The sequence below is a fragment of the Asaia lannensis NBRC 102526 genome (genome assembly GCF_024054035.1).
Taxonomy (GTDB): Bacteria; Pseudomonadota; Alphaproteobacteria; order Acetobacterales; family Acetobacteraceae; genus Asaia; species Asaia lannensis.
The window spans coordinates 233,128-255,592 of the sequence record NZ_JAMXQU010000005.1 but is presented as its reverse complement, the minus strand read 5'-3'; the positions used below and the strand labels follow the sequence as shown (position 1 = coordinate 255,592).

Genomic DNA, 22,465 nt, shown 5'->3' with positions numbered 1-22,465 from the left:
GCTTCGGATATCTGTCTATCAGACATGGGCCAGCCTCCCTGCCTTGGCGAGACGCACGGTCTCACCGTGGCTTTCCTCATAGAACCGGGTCAGCAGATTCGCTGCGACTGTCCTGCGATACCAGGCACTCGCCCGCATATCGCTGAGCGGCGTAAAATCGTCGTCCAGGGCAGCGCGTGCCAGTTCGAGCGTTTCTTCATTCCAGACAGCGCCGATCAGCACGGACTCGGCTTTTCGGGCACGACAGGGTGTGGCGGCCATTCCCCCGAATGCCAGCCGCGCGTCGCTTATGCGCCCGTCCTTGTCGCAGCGCAGCGCGAAGGCACCCAGTACGGCAGAGATATCCTGGTCGAAGCGCTTGGAGATCTTGTAGCTGCGATAGATGGTATCCGGTGTCTGGCGCGGCACATAGACGGCTTCGACGAACTCGCCCGGCCTGCGATCCTGTTTGCCATAGGCCAGAAAATACGCCTCCAGCGCCAGACTGCGCCGTGCCGCGCCACAGCGCAGATGCAGGATTGCCCCTGCGGCAATCAATGCAGGAGGACCGTCGCCTATGGGGGAGCCATTGGCGATATTGCCGCATAATGTTGCACTGTTGCGTATGGGCGTGGACCCGATACGCCCTATGAGAACGCCGAAATCGGGCAGAATGCTCCCGAGCGCCACGCGTGCCTCCTCATAGGTCACGGCAGCCCCGATCGTGAGTCCGCCTGCGTCCTCTTCAAGCCCGAGCAGATCGTCGCATTGCCCGATGAACGCGACCTCAGGAAGACGGCGCAGCGCCTTCGTGACCCACAACCCCACATCCGTCGCCCCGGCGACGATGACCGTCTCAGGTACCTTTTGCAGCCAGTTGGAAAGCGACTCCGCTGTGGCCGGCAAAAACAGATTGCCTTCTCCTGTCCCGATGATGACATCTTCGCCATCCTGAAGCGCCTTCAGCCTGGGGGCGAGCGCATCCAGACGTCTGTCGAAATCATGAGCCGGGGCACTGAGCGCCTGTTTCATCGCCCTGACGATGGGCGCGTATCCCGTGCAGCGGCACAGGTTTCCCGCCAGAGCCGCATCGATCGATGACTCGATCGATGCACCGGTCGACCCATCATCATCATCCGACTGCTCCGCATGACGAAAGGCAATCATGGACATCACGAAGCCGGGCGTACAGAAGCCGCATTGTGCACCGTTAAGCGAGACCATGGCTTGCTGAACGGGGTGAAGCACCCCACCGGCTGAGATATCCTCGATCGTGAATACGGCCGCGCCATCGAGCATTGGCAAGAGCTGGATACAGGCATTCACGGCTCGCACAGACAGATTGCCGCGTCGCAGGCGCGCCACAATCACCATGCAGGCGCCGCAATCGCCCTCGTTACAGCCCTCCTTCGTTCCGGTGCGTCCCTCATGGCGCAGCCAGTCGAGCAAAGTTCGCTCGGGTGCGACATCGCCCAGAGTAACCAGTCGGTCACCCAGATAGAACCTGATTGTCTGGCGCATGAATGACCCCTGTACGCGACCTTGCTGAAAGAGAGAACGAGGGTAACCCCTTCGCCATTTCCGGAAACTCCTGTATGATTGGGAGATTCGACGGCGGAGAACAATCAGGAATATTGCATTTCCTGCCTTGTTATCGCTTCGAACTGCGCCTAAGGCTCCACGGCCATTACAAACGCAAGAGGATCACAATGAAGTCCACTGATCTGATCGACCGCATTGCCGCCGCCACCGGTGGCACAAAGGCCGACGCCAAGACCGCCCTCGACACCGTCTGGGCCAGCATTATCGACGCCGCCACCAAGGGCGACGAAGTGTCGATCCCGGGCTTTGGCAAGTTCCAGGTCCGCTCCACGGCAGCACGCCAGGGTCGCAACCCGAAGACCGGCGAAACGATCGAGATCGCTGCTTCCAAAAAGCTCAGCTACTCCCCCGCGAAGAACGTCAAGGACGCCCTCGCAGGCAAGTAAGCCTTTCGAGGCGCCAGCGGGGTGGAGGCGTTTACGCCCGCCCTGCCTGGCCCCTTGCCCTTTCTTGCATCGATACGACACGACGCTGTTCGTCGTGCTGGCCATTGCAGCCAACTACCCACAGGTTCTTGCAACACAAGATAGCAGTCCACGAGGCAAATCCCCTCAGGACGACGATCCTTTGGGATCGGGGCCCAGGGAATACTGGAACTTTTCCATAACGACCCTTCTTCCGGAACGACCCACCGTTCGGGAGATGATCCTGCCATAAGATGCCACCGCTCTCCCACGGGATTGAAGGCCGGGCGCAGGCAGACGAACTCCACAAATCTCCAAAACAGACCGATACCGCTATCGACGGATAACGTGCTTCACCACAAGAGTGCGCTTACGCTCGACGAGACGATCCCGGCCTGAACAGCCGGTCACACCCTGCAAAGAGTTCCCCCAATCGGGATAAAAATTTCGTTGCGGAGCCGCATGCGCTTGCAAAAAACAGTGGGTTTCGTCACGTTTCGCGCCATGCTCCCCCGCTTCCTGCCCGTTCTCGCCCTCGCCCTGCCCCTGCTCTCCGCTCACGCCGAGACGCAGGATACACAGGCGACTGCCCATATTTTCGATCGTATTCGCTCCGATCCGGCCCGGCTGGCCCTGTTCATGCGTGCCCTGCCCAAAGGCGGCGATCTGCATAACCACCTTGCAGGCGCGATCATGGCAGAGAGCTTTCTGGACTGGGCAGGCGATGACGGCCTGTGCGTTTCGCTGCCCTCAGGACGCATCCTCCCAAGCAAATGCCGACTGGCAACGCCGGGCGATATGCCTGCGACCCAGCTTAAAAACAGACAGGATGCACGCGAGATCATGATCGACGCGCTGTCGATGCGCGATTTCGTTCCGACCCCCGCAGATCGATCAGGCCACGATCACTTTTTCTCAACGTTCGGGCGCTTCGCCCCTGTCCTGTCGGCCCATCAGGGCGCCATGCTCGCACAGGCGCGCGATCAGGCCGCAGCAGACCATGTCGTTTATCTGGAGCTGATGATTTCACCCGGGCTTGGCGCCATGGTGAAGGCTGGCGATCAGCACCCCTTGCACGATCTCGATCTGGATGCCGCTCATGAAGCGCTCAGACAGGATACGCCGCGTCTTGTCGCCGAAGCCCGTCACGATACAGACGAGATGGAGCATCAGGCGCGCGACATCCTGCAATGCGACACGCCAGCGGCCCATCCGGGATGTGCGGTCACGGTGCGCTACCTGTTTCAGGCCATACGCACCATGACCCCGGCCGAGGTATTTGCCCAGCTCGATGCAGGATATGCACTGGCCCATGAGGACCCGCGTTTTGTCGGCATCAATTTCGTCGCACCCGAAGATGACGCCGTGGCGATGGCCGATTACGAACTGCACATGCAAATGTTCGCCAAAATGGGCGCTCTTTATCCGGATGTACGCCTCAGCCTCCATGCCGGAGAGCTGACGCCGTCTCTGGTGCCAGCCTCGGGCCTGCAAAGCCATATACGCGATGCCGTTGAAATTGCCGGTGCCGACCGTATCGGTCATGGCGTCGATATTCTCTGGGAAAAAGACTCCACGCGCCTGCTCGGCGAAATGGCACAGCGACATATTGCGGTTGAGATCAACCTGACCAGCAATGCGCAGATCCTTGGCGTAAGTGGACCGAGCCATCCGTTCGGTCTTTATCGGCGCGCCCATGTTCCCGTCGTGCTCTCGACGGATGACGAAGGCGTGTCGCGTAGCAATCTGACCGAGGCCTATCTGCAGGCGCTCTCTGCCACGACACTCAGCTACGCCGACCTCAAGACCCTGTCACGCAACAGCCTGACTTACGGCTTCATTCCAGGCATCAGCCTGTGGGATGGCGATCATGTCATTACCCTGTGCAAGGCGCCACAGAGTTTCGCCTGCGCAGACTTCCTGAAAAAGAGCCAGAAAGCCCGTCTCCAGCTTCAGCTCGAACAGAATTTCGCCGATTTCGAAAACACCATCAGCCACGAGCCTCTTTTCCAATGATGACGCCCCGTATCCGCATGCCACGCCTGCTCGCCCTTTCTGCCCTTGCCCTCGCGGGCTCTGCGCTCGCCCCCCCTGCCATCGCGCAGTCCCAGCCGATACAATCCCAGCCTGCCCCCCCCCGCACGGCGCAATCCCTCCCGAGCGAAACGCGTTCCGCCCCCATCAAGGTGCGCGTGGTCGTGGTGACGACATTCGAAATCGGCAAGGATACGGGTGACACACCGGGCGAGTACCAGAACTGGATCGAGAAATTTCCGCTCAGCCAGACACTTCCCGCACCCGGTACCGATCACGATGTGATGCACTACAACCCCGAGTTGCAGGTGCTTGCCATCGCCTCGGGTGAAGGGCCGCAGCATATGGCCTCTGCCATGACAGCGCTTATCCTCGACCCCCGTTTCGACCTGCGTCACAGCTATTTCGTGCTGGCAGGCATTGCCGGGATCGACCCCAATTTCAGTACGATCGGTTCGGCTGTCTGGGCGCCCCGGGTGATCAATGGCGGTCTGGCCCATCTGGTCGATCCACGTGAGATTCCCAAGGACTGGCCCGATGGCTTTACTCCGGTTCAGGGCAGTCGCCCCGACCAGTCGCCGCGTCCGCCTTTGCACTCTCTTTCCGGCGATATGGTCTATACGCTCAATCCGGGCCTGACGCGGTGGGCTTTCGATCTGACGAAAGGCATTCCCCTCCCAGACAGCGACGGCATGAAACAGAGCCGTGCCCGTTATCGTGGCTACGCACCCGCGCAGAAACCACCCTCCGTCATGATGGGCGACACGATCTCGGGTGAGACATTCTGGGTGGGTAAACTGATGAATCGCTGGGCCGAGCGCTGGGTGCGCTACTGGACCGATAATCAGGGCACGATGGCGACCACCGCCGAAGAGGATATCGCCTTTTGTCAGGCACTTGCCCTGCAGGCCAAGGCCGGTCGGGTCGATCCGCAACGGGCGCTCGTTCTGCGCACATCCAGCAATTTCGATATGCCCCCGCCGGGCCAATCTGCAGCCCAGCTGCTTGCTGACGAAGCGAATGAGAAAGGCTATTCTGCCTTCATTCCCTCGGTCAACGCAGCCTATCAGGTAGGCAGTGTCGTCGTGCGCGAACTGGCGACCCACTGGGATCGATACGAGACCGCCATACCTGGCGCTGCTCGATAAACGGGCCATACGTCATACTCGCATCGACAGGATAGACATATCCATTGTCACCAGGTCCATTGGCACCGGGGTATGTCCTGTTCCGGTGCCTGCCCACTCATGGCAGAGCTATGCGGCAAACGCGCCAGGGAGGCACCTCCTCCTCTCGGTCATACATCCAAACACCTGATGCTTCACGCCGAACGCCTCAGGGGGTGTGGCTGATCCGATAAGTCAGGTCAGAAAACGCCCTGGACAGACCTGCACTACAGGCCCCTAGGACGGGGCGCCTGACATGGCTTCATGCGGGCTGTCTACGCTTGATCTCCAGTCTCCGCCCAGTATCCGTTACCTCGTCCATCGCCGTGCCGGATATCGTGGGCAGCCCATGACCACCGACCGCCATACTGCACTGCGCCGGCCACTCTCGCCGGGAAGCTTGAACGAACGCGATCGTGTTGTGACCCGACAACCCATCGGACCTATCCTGAATAAGTCACAAGAAGTCATGGATAAAACATGAAGCTTTATACTGCGTTGAGTGCCGCAATTCTCCTGTCCGCCAGTCTGTCTGAGGCAAGAAGCCAGCCTCTGGACCGTATCTCAGGACATTACACCGCTCAGAATACCGGGAGTACGGCTGGCAATGCGCAAATGCCTGCCGAGAACAGTCTCGATCTTGTCCCTGTGACACCAAACGACGCCTATTTCCGCATCGCTTTGCAAACGGGTGAGCAGCACCGCTGTGCGATTTCCGGCATCGGCGTGTGGGACGGCAGCAAGCTGATCTACAAGACCAAACCAGCCTCTCTGCCCCGCGCCAACCCGCCCTGCATTCTGATCGTCCAGTGGGATGCGACCGGCGCAAGCCTTTATGACAAGACAGGTGTTTGCAAGGTCGCCTATTGCACCGGAACGTCAGGATTTTCGGGAGTGCATTTTCCGCTCTCCGGCCGATCATCGGTCGATAATGCTGGCACGCTCAGACAATCGACCGACTATGCCGAAGCACTTTCCATCTGGAGAACATCCAGATTTCCCATGAAATAACGGAAGAAGCGGTGAACGCGGGAATGCTTTTGTTCACCGCGTGCCTGACACCGTATGATACGAGCCCTTCTCCCCTGACGATACCGCTCGAACGACGCACGCACGAGAGAGAGAAAGGCAGCGTCAGAAACCGGATCTGAGCAAAAGTGCGACGACCTGTTCGAGCATCGTCTGTTCCTCATCGCCGAAACGCGCTGTTTCGGGACTGTCGATATCGAGCACACCCAGCACGACGCCATCGCGTATCAGGGGAACGACGATCTCGGATGCGGAAGCCGCATCGCAGGCTATATGTCCGGGGAAGCTGTGGACATCATCGATACGCTGGGTTTTGCGTTCTGCCGCAGCAGTCCCGCAAACGCCGCGGCCGATAGCGATACGTGTGCAGGCGACACGCCCCTGAAATGGCCCGAGAACCAGCTCGTTGCCGCGCATAAGGTAGAACCCTGCCCAGTTGATGCGTGGCAGGGCTTCGAACAGAACAGCCGCGATATTCGCCATATTGGCAATCGGGTCGCTTTCCGCCGCGACAAGACCTTCTATGGAAGAGAGTATGTCGGCTGGTGTCAGTTTCAGGTCAGGCGCACTCATATGGCGTATCTTTCAGGCTGTCTTTCGAACAGTGTCGCACAGAGGTGTTTGCTGCGTCGATGCTTCGGGACGCGCGTTTCACCGCCTCTGAAGGGGCGATCGCCAAAAGGCTGTCTCCCGTCCCCCGCTCAGGTACTGCGCTTTCAGAGTGTCTTGAAGACGATATAACCGGCAACGACGAAAATGAGACCCGCAAATACGAGTTTCAATGTCGCCCCCGAACCCTTGCCGAGTTGACGTGCAAGCCTCGTGCCGATCAGGCATCCTGCAATCCCGCCAGCAATAAACCACCCTGCGAGCGACCAGTCGACCAGCCCGGAAAACGCATAGCTGACAGAAGTCGTCACCCCGAAGGCCGCCACTGCGACAAGCGATGTGCCGACAGCGTTGAGGACGGGCATATGGGTTGCTGCCATCAGCGCGGGCACGATCAGAAACCCACCACCGATGCCGAAAAATCCGGATAATCCGCCGGTACACAAGCCGAACAGACCGACCTTCCAGACATTGTCGCGGTTGCAGGCTGCGCCAGGGATCCCCTCATCGTGTCGGCCCCGTATCATGGCAATGCCGATCAGCACCATGAGACCCGCAAAGAGCAGTAACAGGCGCTGCCCATCCATCGCCTTGCCAAGCTGCGCGCCCAGAGCAGCCCCCAACATCCCGGCAGGCGCAAAAAAGCCTGCGCAACGCCATTTGACCGTATGTTCGCGGGCATGGGTAAACAGGCCCGCCAGCGCGTTGACCGCTACGGCAAAGGCACTCGTGCCAATAGCGACATGGGGGTTACGCACCCCCACGAAATAGATCAGCAACGGGACTGCCAGAATAGACCCGCCCCCGCCGATCAGCCCCAGCACCAGCCCCACCAGACTTCCGGAAGCCAGAGCCGGACCGAGCGAGGCCGAAGCGAACGGGGTATGAGCGAAGGCGGTCAGCATCTGAAGAAATCAGCTCTCGCTTTTACGACCCGGGCGCACCAGAAGCTCGCGCCCCTTGAGCATGAAATCCCAGTACAGGCGCGGCATAACTTTTTCCTTGAGGAACCAAGCCAGACGAGTGGGCTTCTTGCCGTTCAGCAGCCAGCCCGGGAATGTCGGCAACAGCTTGCCGCCATAACCGAACTCGGCCAGCACGATCTTGCCGCGTTCGACTGTCAGGGGGCACCCGCCATAACCGTCATAGACCGCATCCGGCTTGCGTCCCGAAAGCTGGGCTATCAGGTTTTCGACCACCACGGGAGCCTGCTTGCGTGCGGCGGCAGCCGTCTTGGCGTTGCTCGTGCCAGCGACATCACCCACAGCGAACACGTTGGGGAACTTTGTGTGCTGCATCGTGTCCGGATGAACCGAAACAAAGCCATCAGCACCTGCGAGAGGAGAGTTCCTGATGATATCGGGCGCGGTCTGAGGCGGCACGACATGCAGCATGTCGAACGGGCGCTCGACCTTCTCGGTTCCTGCGTCCGTCGTGCGCTCGAATGTCGCGACCTTGCGTTCGCCATCCACGGCAACCAGACGTGACTTCAGATGAAGATCGATGCTGTAGCCCTTGATATAGTCCATCAGGGCCGGCACGAAATCGGCAACACCGAAAAGGCTTGGTGTAGCGGTATCGAATTCGACCTGGACACGCCCCAGCACACCGCGCCGACGCCATGCATCGCAGGCGAGATACATGGCCTTTTGCGGTGCACCGGCACATTTGATCGGCATGGGCGGTTGCGTGAACAGCGCCTTGCCTTCCTCAAGCTTGCTGACAAGTTCCCATGTATAGGGGGCAAGATCGTAGCGGTAATTGGAGGTTACGCCGTTCTTGCCAAGCGTTTCGGCAAGGCCGGGAATAGCGGTCCAATCGAGCTTGAGCCCTGTAGCGACAACGAGGGCATCGTAGCGGATCTGACTTCCATCACCCAGCTCGACGGTATTTTTCTCGGGATGGAATGCCGTGGCAGCCTGTCTGATCCAGTTGGCACGCGGCGGTATCAGCCCCACTTCCGAGCGGCGTGTGTCTCTCGCCTCGAAAACGCCACCCCCTACGAGCGTCCAGCCCGGCTGGTAGTAATGCTCGGTCGACGGCTCGACCACGGCCACCAGCAATTCGGGGCGACGGCGCAGCAGACTGGCTGCGCAGGCCAGACCACCGGCACCGCCGCCCACAACAACCACGTCGAAACGCTGGATTGCTGGACCCGCCTCATCCTGCTCGGCCGAAGCCAGCTCGAACAGATCGGCTGCACGACGACCGGAGCGGCAATAGCCCAGAACCTTGCCGGTCCCTTCCGGACCGATCATTTCGCTGAGCGTTCGGCGCATGACCGACACGCTATGTGCATCGGGTGTGGCCCCCATACGGACCGGGATATAGGAAAAGGCGAGACCGCATTTCTCGGCGGCGACGCCGAGATCGGCCACGCTCGGCTGGTCTTTTTCCTCACCATCGGGGCGAGTGGAAATAATGCCGGTAAAACCCTGCTCCTTGAGCGCAGGAAGATCATCGACCCGGATCTGGGGCGATACGGCGAAATGCGCCGTCAGGAAACGTAGGGACATGGGCGTGCCTTTCTCTCGTCAGACTGTCTTCTGTGCGGATCCGCCGGGTCAGAGCGTATCGAGCGGAATCTTGATATAGCGCGTGCCGTTTTCTTCGGGTTCCGGCAGACGCCCACCGCGCATATTGATCTGAACCGAGGGCATGATGAGGTTGGGCAGCGATAAAGTCGCATCACGTTTCGTGCGCATGGCGACAAATTCATCCTCGCTTATGCCATCATGCACATGGAGATTATGCGCTCTCTGGGCGCCGATCGTTGTTTCCCACGCAAAATAGTCGCGCCCCGGTGCCTTGTAATCATGACAGAGGAAAAGACGTGTCTGCTCCGGCAGCGAGAGAAGACGACGGATCGACCGGAAAAGCTGTCGGGGATCTCCACCCGGAAAATCGGCACGGGCCGTACCGAAATCGGGCATGAACAGCGTATCGCCGATAAAGGCGGCATCGCCGATCACAAAGGCCATGTCAGCAGGCGTATGACCGGGCACATGCAGGGCAATCGCCTCGATTTCACCAATTCTGAAACGCTCACCGTCGCGAAACAGATGATCGAACTGCGATCCATCACGTGCAAAGCGCGTACCGGCATTGAAAATCTTGCCGAAGACTTCCTGCACATGGGTGATTTCGGCCCCTATGGCGAGTTTGCCGCCAAGCTGTTCCTGCAACCAGGGTGCGGCAGACAGATGATCGGCATGGGCATGGGTTTCGAGCTGCCAGGCAACGGTCAGACCCTCTTCCCTTATATAATCGAGAATTGCCTGCGCGCTGGCATTGCCTGTCCGCCCCGAAGCCGGATCGTAATCGAGCACGCTGTCAATAATGGCGGCTTCACGTGTGACCGGGTCATGCACGACATGCGAAGCGGTAAATGTGGCTTTGTCGAAGAAGCTGCGCACCACAGGCGCGGACGATCGTCCTTCAAGCACATTGCGGACCTGATCTGCGGCCTGGGTGATTGTCGCATCGCTCATCATGCGCGCTCCCTGTATCTCGCTCTGTCATTTTCAGATTTCGAGAATGTGATATTTCCGTTTTTATGTAATTGTGATACTCGAAGGAGTCAAGGACAGGTGCCCATTCAAGGCAATTCCCTTCGAGAAAATGCCGAATGGCGAAGCGAGAGAAAGAGCGCGCAAGCGGTTACACGATGGACGATCAAGAACAGCCCCCTCTCCGGCTTGGCATGCTGGCTCCGAACTTCAGGGCACGCACGACACTCGGCCCTCTAACGCTCAGCGATCTCAGAGGACGATGGGTGGTCCTGTTTTCGCATCCGGCAGATTTCACGCCTGTCTGCACAAGCGAATTCATTGCGTTCTCCCGTGCGCAACCGCAATTCGACCAGCTCGGCTGCCAGCTTCTCGGCCTGTCGGTCGACTCGCTGTCATCCCATCTGGCATGGATTGCTGCGATCGCGCGCGATCTTGCAACAGAGATACGCTTTCCCGTGATCGAAGACCCTTCAATGGCAATTGCCCGGGCTTATGGCATGCTCGATCTGACCGCGCGTGACAGCAGCACGGTGCGGTCGACTTTCATTCTCGACCCGGATGGACGCATACAGGCCATTCTCAGCTACCCACTTTGCGTCGGGCGTTCGGTCAGCGAAATCCTGCGCACCGTCGCAGCACTTCAACGTGCAGCGCGCGGCGACGCCCTCACACCCGCAAACTGGCATCCCGGCGACCCGATCTTTCACCCGCCTTCAACCACGATCGGTGAGGTAGCCGCTCAGGGCGAACAGCTCTGGTACCACGCCTTGTGTGAGGACGACGCGCTATGAGCCTGGCACAACCCGCAGACATAACCCGCGACATGCCCCGCCTGATCGAGCGACTGCGCCTTTACGGGCAGGCCCAGCGTCTGTCTATTCTGACCGCGCTAACCGGCGGCGTACGCAGCGTTTCTGAAATCGAAGCCTGCACAGGCATTACCCAACCCGCACTGTCCCAACAGCTGGGCGAGTTGCGCCGGGCCGGGATGATCGTCTCCAAACGCACGGCACGTGAAGTCACCTACGATTTTGCTTCGCCAGCAGAGCGCGCGCGAGCCCTGACGGTGCTTACCCTGCTCGATCCACCGGTCATCCCGCACCCGCAGGAAGAAACGCCCCGCTATGGTGCGCATTTCGCCACGATCCTGCCTGCGTGAATGCCGCGTGCATCAACCCCCTCAATGGGCTTTCGTAACGTTTACGACCGCGCATTTCTCCTGCTAGCCTTGCATGATACCGCTTAAACCCGGACCCGACATGGGTTTGGACACGGGGCCGGATACAGGCCAGACACAGGAGAGCAGAGATACCATGAGAGACACGACCCCTTCCCGGGCCATTATCGTCTTGGGAGGCGCGCTGTCTCTCCTGCTTGCGGGATGCAGCACGCCTCCAGCGCCAATCAAATCGGATCACCTCCCTGACGAGCGCCTGGCGCTTGCCGCGCCACCCACTGCAGGCCTCGCAGCGCAGGCGGACGACGAACGGATCTTCACCCGCACACGCGCCCTCAGGGGCACCCCCCGCTGGACCCTGGCGCAAAGCGATGCCGATCTGCGGCCCGCGCCTTTTCTCCGGGGCTTTTCATGCGCGGCAGGTTTCGAAATCGACACCGCCAAAGCACCAGCGCTGATGAACATCCTCGCTATGATGGCAAAGGCCGAAACCCATCGCACCTCAGAGGAAAAACATCACTGGAACCGCCTGCGCCCGTTTATCGGCAATGAGGCTCCGATCTGCGTTGCGCGCGATGGCCTGCTGGCCAAAAGCCCGTCCTATCCGTCGGGTCATACGATCGCGGGTTACTCCACGGCTCTCGTTCTTTCCGCTCTCCTTCCCGAGAGGGGCGCGGCGCTGTTGCAGCGCGGGCGCGTGATCGGTGAGAGCCGCATCATATGCGGCGTTCACTGGGCATCGGACGTAGCAGCGGGCTATCAGGCGGCGGGTGCATTCGCGGTGGCGACACTTGAAAACCCGGCGATCCGTGCGCTCATGCCCGCAGCAAGGCAGGAGCTTCTCGCAATGCAGGCCAATGCCCCGCGCCCCGACGCTGCCCGTTGCGCCATTGAAGCCGATGCCGCCGCCCACTCGCCCTTTAGCGAGGACTGACCCGAGAAAACCCGTACCGCGCAAGCGGTACGGGCCCGACAAATGGTAGCTCCGGTTTAACGCTTCGTCTCCACAAGACTGGATCGCGACAGGAGCGAAACCACGTCAGGCGTGATATCCGCTTTCGAACATGTCAGGTACCTCCTGTCAGGCACCTGACATGTCGTGTCTACGAACTAACGACGGTTTTGATGAAAGTGTCGAAAGCCTGCACGGTTCCATCCAGAGCACCAACTGTCTCAAGACGCAGGGCCGGTGTGGATGGTGCTTCATAGGGCGCGCTGACACCGGTAAATCCGGCAATCTTTCCGGCTCTTGCCGCTGCATACAGTCCTTTTGGATCGCGCGACTCACAGATCTCCACGGCCGTGTCGATATGAACTTCGTAGAAATCCTCGCCCACGATCTGCGATGCCATGAGACGATCTTCGGCAAGGGGCGATACCAGCGCGACGATCACGATCTGCCCGCTTTCTGAAAGCAGGCGGGCGACATAGGCTGCACGGCGGATGTTTTCACGACGATCCTCTGGCGAAAAGCCAAGGTCGCTGCACAATCCGGCACGCAGCGTGTCGCCATCAAGCACGGTCGTGCGCAGCCCCTGCCCGACCAGATCGGCCTCGACAGCACGCGCAATTGTGCTCTTGCCGGAACCGGGCAGCCCGGTCAGCCAGAACACGGCGCCCTTGTGACCCTGCAGGGCCTGGCGCTGCAAGGCGCTGACCTTGCTGGCTGTGGGGTGAATGGCATGCGCGCCGTCCTGCAGTTCAGCCGCGCCAAGCAGCGGCGCGCCGCCCACGATGCGCTGGAAACGATCGACCAGCACGCCGCGCCCATCGCTGTAGCCGGGTGAGAATGCATCGAACAGAATGGCATGAGACGAGACAAGCGTGATTTCGGCAAAGCCGTCGGGCGGCACTTCATCACCGGGCGAAAGAGTCAGATCGTCCAGATTGACCACGGCATCGATGGAAGCCACCGTGACATCGTGCTCTGCCGTGGCAAGACGCAGCGTGAAACTCTCGCCCACACGCAACGGCTCGCCACGCAGCCAGAACAGACGCGTGCGAATACGCGCCGTACGGATAGGAGGCTGGCCTGCCTCATGGGCGGGAAAAAGCAGGTCACCACGATCCGGAACAAGATCGGGCTCGAGGCGAAGCGCTATGGACTCGCCAGCACCCGCAACCGGGTTCTCAGGCGCATGCCAGCGGCACACTTCAGCAACCGTAGCCTGCTGCCCCTGCGACCCGATCATGATTCGATCGCCTGCGCGGATGACACCACGCTCGATACGCCCGGCCACATAACGCACATCGTCAAAGCGATAGACATCCTGCACTGGCATGCGGAAATCGAGCGCAAGACGCGATGCAGGCGCCGGAACGGCAGCCAGTGCCTCGACCAGTGTCGGACCCGTATACCACGGCGCGCGCTCTGAGCGGCTTGCGATATTGTCGCCGTCGCGTGCAGAGGCCGGGACGAAAGCCTCAACCGCAATCTCGAGACGTCCGAGCAGGTCACGCACATCGACTTCGGCCTGCGCGATTTTCTCCTGATCGAAATCGAGCAGGTCGGATTTGTTCAGCAGCACGATCACATGACGAATGCCGATCAGACGCAACAGCATGGCGTGACGGCGCGTCTGCTCCTGCGCGCCTTCAAGCGCATCGACAACCAGCACCGCGGCTTCGGCATCGGCAGCACCGGTGATCATGTTACGCAGGAACTGACGATGACCCGGCGCATCGACAATCACGAATTCACGGCCACCCAGATGGAACGGGATGCGCGTGGAATCGACGGTCACGCCCTGATCGCGCTCGATCTGCAGGGAGTCGAGCAGAAAGCTCCATTCAACGGCAAGGCCGCGCTTGCGGCTGCTTTCGACGATCTGGGCCAGCTTGCCATCCTGCAGGCTGTCCGTGTCGTAAAGGAGACGACCGATCAGGGTCGATTTGCCGTGATCGACATGGCCGACAATGACAATAGGGGTCGCTGCCGCACGCAGCGAGGCGGGAAGATCGTTGGTTGTCATGATGTCGCCCATAACTCAGAGATAGCCTGCAACGCGCAGACGCTCGAAGGCGTCTTCGGATTCATGGTCCATGGCACGGCCTGCGCGCTCGGAGGTCTTGCTGTTTTCAAGCTCGGCAATCACCTCGGCCAGGGTCGAGGCATTGCTGTCGATCGGGCTGGTAATGTCCTGATCGCCCAGCGAGCGATAACGCTTGCCGTTCTTGGCGAAATACAGATCGACCAGCGGAATGTTCTCGCGCTCGATATAGCGCCAGATGTCGATTTCGCGCCATGAGAGCAGCGGATGCACACGAATATGCATACCGTCCTCATAAGGTGTGGCGTACTGGTCCCAGAATTCTGGCGGCTGGTTGCGCACATCCCAGCGATGTCCGGCACCGCGCGGGCTGAACACACGCTCCTTTGCGCGGGTCGCCTGTTCATCTCGGCGGATGCCGGCAATCACGCCACGCAACTTGTGCTTTTCGATCAGGCTGGCAAGCCCTGCCGTCTTGCGCGCTGCCGAACGGGCTGCGGGCGGGAGCGACGGATCGATTTCCTCAACCGGCGGACAATCGCCCAGCATCAGGTCGAGATTCCACTTCTTGGTGTATTCCTCACGAAAGGCATACATTTCAGGGAATTTCTTGCCGGTATCGACATGCATGACCGGAAAGGGCACACGCCCCATAAAGGCCTTGCGTGCCAGCCAGACCATGACATTGCTGTCCTTGCCGAGCGACCAGAGCAGTGAAAGCGGGCGCAGCTTGCGATAGGCCTCACGCAGAATGAATATGCTCTGCGCCTCGAGCTGGTCGAGATCGTCCATGGCACGCGGCGTGGCGAGGGTTGGGGACGCCAAACTCATAATATGCTCCGTTATCGCGCAGGCAGGTGAATGCCGCATTCGGTTTTGGTCTGTCCGGCCCAGCGTCCGGCTCTGGGGTCCTCACCTTCGGCCACAGCTCGTGTGCAGGGCGCACAGCCGATGGATTTGAAGCCGAGGGCTGTCAGGGGGTGACGTGGCAGGGCGCGCTGCGCCATCTCGTTTTCGATGCGCTCACGCGTCCACGATGCCAGCGGGTTGATCTTGGCGCGCCCGTCATCGAGCGGTTCGAATACCGGCATGGCAGAGCGTGTGGCCGCCTGGCCGCGCTTGCGCCCCGTTATCCACGCATCGAGATCGTGCAATGCATGATCCATGGGTTCGACCTTGCGCAGGGCACAGCATGCATCGGGATCGAAATCGGCCAGCATGTCCTGAGGGTCACGGTCGTGCAATGCCTTGGCCGAGGGTGCAATATTGACCACACCCGTCAGACCGAGATGGTCGATCAGGGTATCGCGGTAAGCCAGCGTTTCCGGAAAATGGCGCCTGGTATCGAGAAAGAATACGGGAAAATCGCGATCTATCCCGGCGATCATGGATAGAAGCAGCGCCGATTCAGCACCGAAAGACGACACGAGAGCCATGCGTCCCGACAGAAGATCCATGGCACGCTCCAGGATACATTCTTCAGGTGTCGCTTCGAGAACCCGCCGTTCTGTCTGGGTAAGGGCCATGACTGAATAAATCCACGCTGGAAAATCGCTTATTGCGTCTGTGTCTCCGACATAATACCTCAAACATCGACGTGCAATGGCTAATCTACGAACTCACGCTTGTTTATGGTGAATTGAACGGCGGTGATTGACCACTTCGCCAACCAGTGTCAGCGCCGGGCTCGCGACACCTCTTTCGATCACCAACGCTGGTAGTGTCGCAAGCGTTGCGACATGCACGCGCTGATCGTGTCGCGTCCCATGCTCGATCACGGCAGCAGGCCAGTCAGGCGGCAGACCGTGCGCCTGAAGCTGAGCACAGAGATCCGCCATCGGGGCGAGTCCCATATAAATTGCGAGCGTCTGGCCTTTCTTGGCCAGGCTGTCCCAATCGAGATTGAGCGTTCCATCTGCACGCGCATGGCCGGTCACGAACACGCAGCTTTGCGCACAATCGCGATGGGTCAGGGGAATACCGGCAGCAGCCCCGCAACCGCTTGCCGCCGTCACGCCCGGAATGACACGAACGGTCACCCCGGCATCGACCAGAGCCTCCATTTCCTCGCCACCGCGCCCGAAAATAAACGGATCGCCCCCTTTCAGGCGCAGAACACGCTCACCCGCCCGGGCACGGCGTATCAGCTCATCGTTGATTCCCTCCTGGGGCAGGGTGTGATGGCTGCGCTTCTTGCCGACGAAGACACGTTCGGCATCGCGTCTGACACGATCCATGATCGCCGGGGGAATCAGCTGGTCATACAGCACGGTATCGGCATTCTGCATGAGCCGGAGTGCCGCAAGGGTCAGCAGATCCGGATCGCCCGGCCCGGCACCGACGAGCCAGACCTCCCCCTCACGCGGGACACCCTCCAGACTGGCTTCAAGGCTGGCACGCGCTGCCACATCGTCGCCGCGCAAGGCCTGTTCGGCTCCTGCTCCGTCAACGAAATCCTCCCAGGCGCGGCGACGAATCATCGTGTCGGGCTGCTTCCTGCGTATCCAGTCGCGCTGTGCCTGCATGAAACGCGCCAGACGGGAGAGGCCATCCGGCAACAAGGCCTCGATCTGCGTGCGCAGACGGCGTGCCAATACGGGGGCCGCACCATTGGTCGAAATGGCAATCTGCACCGGTGTGCGGTCGATAATGGCCGGAGTGATAAACGTGGACGGTTCCGGGTCGTCGACGACGCAGATATTGACCCCCTTCTCACGCGCCGTCGCTGCAACGGCTCGATTGAAACCGGCATCCTCGGTCGCGGCAAACACAATGCGCATCTGCTCAAGCATCGATCCGATCTGGTTCAACTCCAGCCTGTCACCAAGATGAGCGACACGACCCGTCTCGACGGCGCGAGCAATCTCGACATTCTCAATCGGCCCCACAAGCACGATATCGGGACAGCGCTCGAGCAGCAGGCGAAGCTTGTTGGCTGCAACCTGCCCGCCCCCGATAACAAGAGCACGGCCATCGTCGAGGCGCAGGGCTATGGGGAGATAGGTCGCTTCCTTGGTCATGCTCCCTGTATGGCGTGCCCCATGCCTCTCGCCAAGATCACGATGCGGCAGGACAACGGACATGTCGAAACGTCCGGCTCTGAACGGATTTGACAACGTTACCCCACAGAGTCGCGCCGACGCTGCAAGAAACCACACGAAAATGTCGGCTGGGCAGTCAGGACATCCCTGATACGATGCCCAGCATATGAGCTTCCAACAGGTTTGCGCTGTGTCTTCCTGCGTATGGACACCGACGCAACACCCGAGAAGCGGCACCGCACAAGGATCCTCCGATGTCCGACCCCGCCCTGTTTTCCCTCAAGGGCAAAAGAGCCCTGATTACCGGTGCCTCTCGTGGCATTGGTTTTACGCTTGCACAGGGTCTTGGGCGTTTCGGAGCCGAGATCGTTCTCAATGGGCGCGACCCTGCCCATCTCGACTCCGCACGCGCCCGTCTGGAACAGGAGGGCATCGCAACACGCGGCAGTGTGTTCGATGTCACGAATCAGGATCAGGTCATCGCCGGCGTCGAGGCGATCGAGGCCGAAGGCCCCATCGATATTCTGATCAACAATGCGGGCATCCAGTTCCGCTCGCCTCTCGACCAGTTTCCCCGTGCTGAATGGGACAGGCTGATCACCACCAATCTCAGCTCGGTATTTTTCGTCGCCCAGGCCGTCTCTAAAGGAATGATTGCCCGTAAACAGGGCAAGATCATCAACATCTGCTCGGTCCAGAGCGAACTGGCACGCCCCGGCATCGCCCCTTACACTGCCACGAAAGGCGCCGTGAAAATGCTGACCAAAGGCATGGCCACGGATTGGGCCAGGCATGGCCTGCAGATCAATGGTCTGGCTCCCGGCTATTTCGAGACGGAGATGAACGCTGCTCTTGTGGCCGATCCTGCTTTTTCATCCTGGCTATGCCAGCGCACCCCTGCGGCGCGCTGGGGCAAAAGCGATGAACTCATAGGGGCTGCCGTATTCCTTGCCTCGGGGGCTTCGAGCTTCGTGAATGGCCATATACTGACCGTTGACGGTGGTTTGACGGCTTCGGTCTGAGTCACGCTTAATTGGTTGTTTACGCATTCACGCTCCAGGCGTTATGAAACGGACGGATCGCGCAGGCTCATTTTCGTGACGCCTGAGACGCCCGTCCTGCCCGCGAAAACCGGGCAGCCTGAGCAGCCGGGGGGCGTAAGACATGGTGTTATGGGAGCGCGAGGAGCAGAAGACCCTGCCCGACGAGAGCAGCCTGCTGCTTTCTGCCGTAAATCCCCTGCGCGCCAGTCTGTCTCCACGTCATGTCTCCCTGCTTCTGCTGGATGAGGGCGTGCCGCGCCATACCCAGACGTCGTTTCCCCGCCTTCCGGACCTCTCGTTCTGGCGCGACCATGACTGGACGTGCCGTATGCCGGCACAGGGCCGGAAAAGCTTCGACGGCTGGTTTTTCTTTCCCTTCGGAACAGGTGCCTCCGGGCAGGGGGCTTCACATGACGGTCTGTCCGGCGTCATTGCGGTAGACGGGCGTATGCGCGCCCTCACCGCGCAGGACCATGCCATCGCGCGCGCTCATGCAGAATTTCTGGCGGAGTGTCTGGGCACCCTCGCCGCCAGACAGAAAGTATCGGGTAACAGCGCATCTCCCGAACAGCCCGATGCCGGCAACAGCCCCTCTCGCAATGCCGCCGCAACGCCTCCCGCAGCACAGCTCGGCTTTCTCCTCTGGAACGACCAGACGCAACGTCTGACGGGCGATCCCTGTCTGGCTGCGCTATGCGGCCTGAGTGTCCAGACGCTCAGACATGGCGTGGAATGGCCGGTTTTTATGGAGCGTCTCGACACCTCCTTCCGCGCCGGACCGCATGACGACGCAGCCCCTGACGCAAACCAAGGCCGACCGCACGATCTGACAGGCGATCCGCTACGCTGGCTGATCGAAGCCCGTGGACATACGCTCGTGTTCCATGACGCCGATAATCGCCGGCGTCATGTCCAGATCAGTGCACAGGCTCATCGCAACGGATGCACGGGCACGGTTATCGAGGTCGATCACGGGCAGAACGATCTGGCTTTGAAAACCAGCCAGGCTTTCGTCAATTCCATGCTGGTAAGTGCCAATGACTGCGTCAAGATCCTGACGCTTGATGGTACGATCACCTTCGTCAATCACGGTGCCGTTCTGGTACTCGATCTTTGCTCTCCGGCCGATATGCTGGGCGTTTACTGGCCCGATGTCTGGCAGGAGCGCGGGCGGAAACTGGCGCTCGACGCCATCGAGGCCGCAGCCGCCGGGCTGACCAGCCATTTTCAGGAATATGTCGAGACGACCGACGGACGAAAGCGCCTGTGGGATGTGGTCGTCACCCCCATATTGGGGCCAGATGGCAAGCCCGAGCGCATACTCGGCGTTTCACGTGACATGACCGTCGCCAATCAGGAACATGAGCGTCTTGAGCTGGCTCTGGCGGCAGGAACGATCGTCGGCATGTGGTTGTGGGACGCGCGAAACCAGCGCGTCACGGGCGATCTGCGTATGGCAGAGACACTTCATCTGCCTCCTTCGGCTCTGGCTGACGGTGTCAGCTTCACGACTCTACTGGACTGCATCACACCCGAAGACCGCCCCGTCGTCCAGACGGCGCTCGACAAGGCACTGGAGGAAAGACAGCCCTTCCGGTGTGAGTTTCGTCTCAGGGACGATGGCACCCGATCCAGCCGCTGGATCGAGGCCAACGGCTCATGCACCTATGACCAGAGCGGTCATATCAGCCACTTCCCCGGCATACTGCTCGATATCGATGCGCCCAAGCGCCAGACGCTCAAGCGCGATGCCCTGGTCATGTTCGGTGACGAGCTGAGAACCCTCGATAACGAGGCCGATATTCTGGCCCTGACAGCGCGCACGCTGGGCGTGACGATAGAGGCCGATCGCTCAGGCTTTGCCGATGTCGATCATGAACGCGAACTGGCGCAGGTGACCGATAGCTGGAGACGGGGTCCTGAGGTTCCCGATGTCTCGGGTCTTTATGCCTTCAGATCTTTCGGTTCCTATATCGACCTTCTGATCCGGGGTGAGGTCGTCGCCATAGACGACGTGCGCATCGACCTGCTGACAGCCGATCAGTCGGCGCATTTCGCACCGCTCCATATCTGCGCCCTGCTCAACGTGCCCATCATGGAGAACGGGGTGCTTCAGGCGCTGGTTCTCGTTCATTTTTCCCACCCTCATCGCTGGGATGAAATCACGCTCTCCTTCGTTCGCACCGTGGCGGACAGAAGCTGGGCTGCCATCAGGCAGATCAGGGCGCAGGAAGCCCTGAGGCGCATGAACGAAACACTGGAAGAGCAGGTCCTGCGTCGCACGCGCGAGCGCGATAGGCTCTGGGCCATCAGCGCCGATCTTCTGGCTCTCACCGATCGCGATGGCAGGCTGCGTTATCTCAACCCAAGCTGGCAGAACTGCTTTGGTGACAAGGCACGTGACTGGATCGGCAGCAAGGCCGAACATCTCGTTCATCCCGATGATATGGCACGCGCCACAGAGGCCCTTTCCCTGCTCAGAGAGGGGAAACTCGATCACGGCGTGGATCTGCGCTTCCTGCATCAGGATGGCAAATGGCACACCTTCAACTGGTCGGGCTCCATCGAAGGCGAGGATATCTATCTGATCGGTCGTGACGTCACGGACCGCATCGCGCTCGAAGACCAGTTGAGGCAGTCACAGAAAATGGAAGCCGTCGGGCAGCTGACAGGCGGTCTTGCCCATGATTTCAACAACATACTGGCCGGTATCGGGGGCGCCCTTTCGCTGCTGACACGCCGTATCGAGCAGGGGCGTACAGAAGGGCTTGAGCGCTATATCACAGCGGCCCAGGGCGCGACGGATCGTGCGGCTGCCCTCACCCACAGGCTTCTGGCGTTCTCCCGCCGCCAGACGCTCGACCCTCAGGCCGCCGATATCAATGCCCTGATCATCGGCATGGAAGATCTGCTGGCCGGGACGGTCGGCCCGGGTGTCGTGCTCGAACTCTGCCTCGATGAAACGCTCGGTCCAGCCCTTGTCGATACGAACCAGCTCGAGAATGCCCTGCTTAACCTCTCGATCAATGCGCGCGATGCCATGCCCGAAGGTGGCCATCTGCAGATTGCGACCTCACGCAAGACGCTTGGCATGTTGCAGGCTGAAGAATGGGGGCTCCGCCCCGGCGCCTATCAGGTGTTGTCCGTTTCCGACACCGGGGTCGGCATGAATGCCGAAATCATGGCGCGTGCTTTCGACCCGTTCTTTACCACCAAACCACTCGGCAAGGGGACCGGACTCGGTCTGAGCATGATCTATGGCTTTGCCCGTCAGTCAGGAGGACGGGTAAGCATCGCCTCGACGCCGGGCAAGGGAACAGCCGTCCAGATCTGGCTGCCGAGTCATGCGGCCTCGGCGACAACGGCCCCAGTCGGTGCAGTTCTGCCACGCAGCGGCGACCCGCTGCATAACCTGCGTGTCCTGCTTGTCGACGATGAGGAAACACTGCGTTTCACCATGCGTGAAACGCTAGAGGATTGGGGGGCCATCGTTCAGGAAGCTGGCGATGGCACGTCGGCCCTTGCACTGCTGAACGACCGCGAACGGCTCTACGATGTACTGATTACGGATGTCGGACTACCGGGCGGTCTCAATGGCCGCCAGCTCGCCGATGCCGCACAGGTTCTGCGTCCGGGCCTGCCCGTGCTCTTCATCACCGGCTATGCGGAACAGGCTCTCTTCGACCGCAGCACACGCGACGAGAAAATTCATATTCTGCCCAAACCGTTCACGACCGCCATGCTGGACGACAAGCTCAGAAGCACGTTGAGTGCTGCCTGAAGAGGGCCGGGTCTTGGGCTCTTCGCAGGCCCGAAAAACGATCAGGGCTCCATTTCATTGGAGCTCTGGCAGGATAACAACACCAACCGTCCTGTAAT

Annotated in this window: 18 protein-coding genes; 9 read left to right on the top strand and 9 right to left on the bottom strand. The window is 60.3% G+C overall.

Features of this window, described 5'->3' with window-relative positions; translation table 11 throughout:
- Window positions 1–18: 18 nt before the first annotated feature.
- Entirely contained in the window at window positions 19–1,500 is a 1,482-nt protein-coding gene (gene xdhA / locus NF685_RS09165) for a xanthine dehydrogenase small subunit (RefSeq protein ID WP_252849408.1), read from the bottom strand.
- Between the two features lie 188 nt (window positions 1,501–1,688).
- Here xdhA and NF685_RS09160 point away from each other — a divergent pair, with 188 nt between their 5' ends.
- The 4 genes from NF685_RS09160 to NF685_RS09145 all read left to right on the top strand — a co-directional run bounded on the left by NF685_RS09160 (window position 1,689) and on the right by NF685_RS09145 (window position 6,196).
- Window positions 1,689–1,967 (top strand): HU family DNA-binding protein, encoded by a 279-nt coding sequence (locus tag NF685_RS09160; protein WP_025884597.1) that lies wholly within the window; start codon window positions 1,689–1,691, stop codon window positions 1,965–1,967.
- Between the two features lie 480 nt (window positions 1,968–2,447).
- Complete coding sequence (locus NF685_RS09155; RefSeq protein WP_252849407.1) at window positions 2,448–4,001, top strand: adenosine deaminase family protein; 1,554 nt, start codon at window positions 2,448–2,450, stop codon at window positions 3,999–4,001.
- Entirely contained in the window at window positions 3,998–5,167 is a 1,170-nt protein-coding gene (locus NF685_RS09150) for a purine nucleoside permease (RefSeq protein ID WP_252849406.1), read from the top strand. The genes NF685_RS09155 and NF685_RS09150 overlap by 4 nt, the downstream gene beginning before the upstream one ends.
- Before the next feature lie 498 nt (window positions 5,168–5,665).
- Complete coding sequence (locus NF685_RS09145; RefSeq protein ID WP_252849405.1) at window positions 5,666–6,196, top strand: hypothetical protein; 531 nt, start codon at window positions 5,666–5,668, stop codon at window positions 6,194–6,196.
- Window positions 6,197–6,319: 123 nt separating this feature from the next.
- Here NF685_RS09145 and NF685_RS09140 read toward each other — a convergent pair whose 3' ends face one another.
- The 4 genes from NF685_RS09140 to NF685_RS09125 form a co-directional block, all read right to left on the bottom strand.
- Entirely contained in the window at window positions 6,320–6,787 is a 468-nt protein-coding gene (locus NF685_RS09140; protein ID WP_252849404.1) for a GAF domain-containing protein, read from the bottom strand.
- Window positions 6,788–6,930: 143 nt separating this feature from the next.
- The gene (locus tag NF685_RS09135; protein ID WP_252849403.1) at window positions 6,931–7,728 is read right to left on the bottom strand and encodes a sulfite exporter TauE/SafE family protein; all 798 of its coding nucleotides are present in this window, start codon (window positions 7,726–7,728) and stop codon (window positions 6,931–6,933) included.
- A gap of 9 nt (window positions 7,729–7,737) precedes the next feature.
- On the bottom strand, window positions 7,738–9,339 hold the full coding sequence (locus NF685_RS09130) for a bifunctional protein tyrosine phosphatase family protein/NAD(P)/FAD-dependent oxidoreductase (protein WP_252849402.1): 1,602 nt from the start codon (window positions 9,337–9,339) through the stop codon (window positions 7,738–7,740).
- Window positions 9,340–9,387: 48 nt separating this feature from the next.
- Window positions 9,388–10,314: an MBL fold metallo-hydrolase gene (locus NF685_RS09125; RefSeq protein WP_252849401.1), complete on the bottom strand. Its 927-nt coding sequence runs from the start codon at window positions 10,312–10,314 to the stop codon at window positions 9,388–9,390.
- Window positions 10,315–10,490: 176 nt separating this feature from the next.
- On the opposite strand from NF685_RS09125, the gene NF685_RS09120 reads away from it, so the two are divergent.
- From NF685_RS09120 to NF685_RS09110, 3 genes are all read left to right on the top strand, one after another.
- Window positions 10,491–11,126, top strand: a complete 636-nt coding sequence (locus NF685_RS09120) for a peroxiredoxin (protein ID WP_252849400.1) — start codon at window positions 10,491–10,493, stop codon at window positions 11,124–11,126.
- Entirely contained in the window at window positions 11,123–11,494 is a 372-nt protein-coding gene (locus NF685_RS09115; protein WP_222548091.1) for an ArsR/SmtB family transcription factor, read from the top strand. Before NF685_RS09120 ends, NF685_RS09115 begins: the two co-directional genes overlap by 4 nt.
- A 154-nt stretch (window positions 11,495–11,648) precedes the next feature.
- Entirely contained in the window at window positions 11,649–12,446 is a 798-nt protein-coding gene (locus NF685_RS09110; RefSeq protein WP_222548092.1) for an acid phosphatase, read from the top strand.
- Between the two features lie 169 nt (window positions 12,447–12,615).
- On the opposite strand, the gene cysC is transcribed toward NF685_RS09110, so the two are convergent.
- The 4 genes from cysC to cysG form a co-directional block, all read right to left on the bottom strand.
- Window positions 12,616–14,496: an adenylyl-sulfate kinase gene (cysC, locus tag NF685_RS09105; protein ID WP_252849399.1), complete on the bottom strand. Its 1,881-nt coding sequence runs from the start codon at window positions 14,494–14,496 to the stop codon at window positions 12,616–12,618.
- A 3-nt stretch (window positions 14,497–14,499) separates the two neighbouring features.
- Window positions 14,500–15,294 carry a sulfate adenylyltransferase subunit CysD gene (gene cysD, locus NF685_RS09100; RefSeq protein WP_023979512.1) on the bottom strand — a complete coding sequence of 265 codons (795 nt, stop codon included), beginning with the start codon at window positions 15,292–15,294 and terminating at the stop codon, window positions 14,500–14,502.
- Between the two features lie 50 nt (window positions 15,295–15,344).
- Entirely contained in the window at window positions 15,345–16,028 is a 684-nt protein-coding gene (locus NF685_RS09095) for a phosphoadenylyl-sulfate reductase (protein ID WP_252849398.1), read from the bottom strand.
- Between the two features lie 93 nt (window positions 16,029–16,121).
- Window positions 16,122–17,522 (bottom strand): siroheme synthase CysG, encoded by a 1,401-nt coding sequence (cysG, locus tag NF685_RS09090; RefSeq protein ID WP_252849419.1) that lies wholly within the window; start codon window positions 17,520–17,522, stop codon window positions 16,122–16,124.
- A 275-nt stretch (window positions 17,523–17,797) separates the two neighbouring features.
- Here cysG and NF685_RS09085 point away from each other — a divergent pair, with 275 nt between their 5' ends.
- Together NF685_RS09085 and NF685_RS09080 are read left to right on the top strand one after the other, a co-directional pair.
- Window positions 17,798–18,565 (top strand): SDR family NAD(P)-dependent oxidoreductase, encoded by a 768-nt coding sequence (locus tag NF685_RS09085; protein WP_252849397.1) that lies wholly within the window; start codon window positions 17,798–17,800, stop codon window positions 18,563–18,565.
- A 142-nt stretch (window positions 18,566–18,707) separates the two neighbouring features.
- Window positions 18,708–22,367: a PAS domain-containing protein gene (locus tag NF685_RS09080; RefSeq protein ID WP_252849396.1), complete on the top strand. Its 3,660-nt coding sequence runs from the start codon at window positions 18,708–18,710 to the stop codon at window positions 22,365–22,367.
- Window positions 22,368–22,465 lie beyond the last annotated feature (98 nt).

Excerpts from the sequence above, each read along its gene's own strand:
- NF685_RS09130 (WP_252849402.1), bottom strand. The coding sequence starts at position 9,339 with ATGTCCCTACGTTTCCTGACGGCGCATTTCGCCGTATCGCCCCAGATC.
- cysG (WP_252849419.1), bottom strand. The coding sequence starts at position 17,522 with ATGACCAAGGAAGCGACCTATCTCCCCATAGCCCTGCGCCTCGACGAT.
- NF685_RS09085 (WP_252849397.1), top strand. The coding sequence starts at position 17,798 with ATGTCCGACCCCGCCCTGTTTTCCCTCAAGGGCAAAAGAGCCCTGATT.
- NF685_RS09120 (WP_252849400.1), top strand. The coding sequence starts at position 10,491 with ATGGACGATCAAGAACAGCCCCCTCTCCGGCTTGGCATGCTGGCTCCG.
- NF685_RS09140 (WP_252849404.1), bottom strand. The coding sequence starts at position 6,787 with ATGAGTGCGCCTGACCTGAAACTGACACCAGCCGACATACTCTCTTCC.
- NF685_RS09155 (WP_252849407.1), top strand. The coding sequence starts at position 2,448 with ATGCGCTTGCAAAAAACAGTGGGTTTCGTCACGTTTCGCGCCATGCTC.
- NF685_RS09080 (WP_252849396.1), top strand. The coding sequence starts at position 18,708 with ATGGTGTTATGGGAGCGCGAGGAGCAGAAGACCCTGCCCGACGAGAGC.
- NF685_RS09135 (WP_252849403.1), bottom strand. The coding sequence starts at position 7,728 with ATGCTGACCGCCTTCGCTCATACCCCGTTCGCTTCGGCCTCGCTCGGT.
- xdhA (WP_252849408.1), bottom strand. The coding sequence starts at position 1,500 with ATGCGCCAGACAATCAGGTTCTATCTGGGTGACCGACTGGTTACTCTG.
- NF685_RS09125 (WP_252849401.1), bottom strand. The coding sequence starts at position 10,314 with ATGAGCGATGCGACAATCACCCAGGCCGCAGATCAGGTCCGCAATGTG.
- NF685_RS09110 (WP_222548092.1), top strand. The coding sequence starts at position 11,649 with ATGAGAGACACGACCCCTTCCCGGGCCATTATCGTCTTGGGAGGCGCG.
- cysC (WP_252849399.1), bottom strand. The coding sequence starts at position 14,496 with ATGGGCGACATCATGACAACCAACGATCTTCCCGCCTCGCTGCGTGCG.
- NF685_RS09160 (WP_025884597.1), top strand. The coding sequence starts at position 1,689 with ATGAAGTCCACTGATCTGATCGACCGCATTGCCGCCGCCACCGGTGGC.
- cysD (WP_023979512.1), bottom strand. The coding sequence starts at position 15,294 with ATGGACGATCTCGACCAGCTCGAGGCGCAGAGCATATTCATTCTGCGT.
- NF685_RS09150 (WP_252849406.1), top strand. The coding sequence starts at position 3,998 with ATGATGACGCCCCGTATCCGCATGCCACGCCTGCTCGCCCTTTCTGCC.
- NF685_RS09145 (WP_252849405.1), top strand. The coding sequence starts at position 5,666 with ATGAAGCTTTATACTGCGTTGAGTGCCGCAATTCTCCTGTCCGCCAGT.
- NF685_RS09095 (WP_252849398.1), bottom strand. The coding sequence starts at position 16,028 with ATGGCCCTTACCCAGACAGAACGGCGGGTTCTCGAAGCGACACCTGAA.
- NF685_RS09115 (WP_222548091.1), top strand. The coding sequence starts at position 11,123 with ATGAGCCTGGCACAACCCGCAGACATAACCCGCGACATGCCCCGCCTG.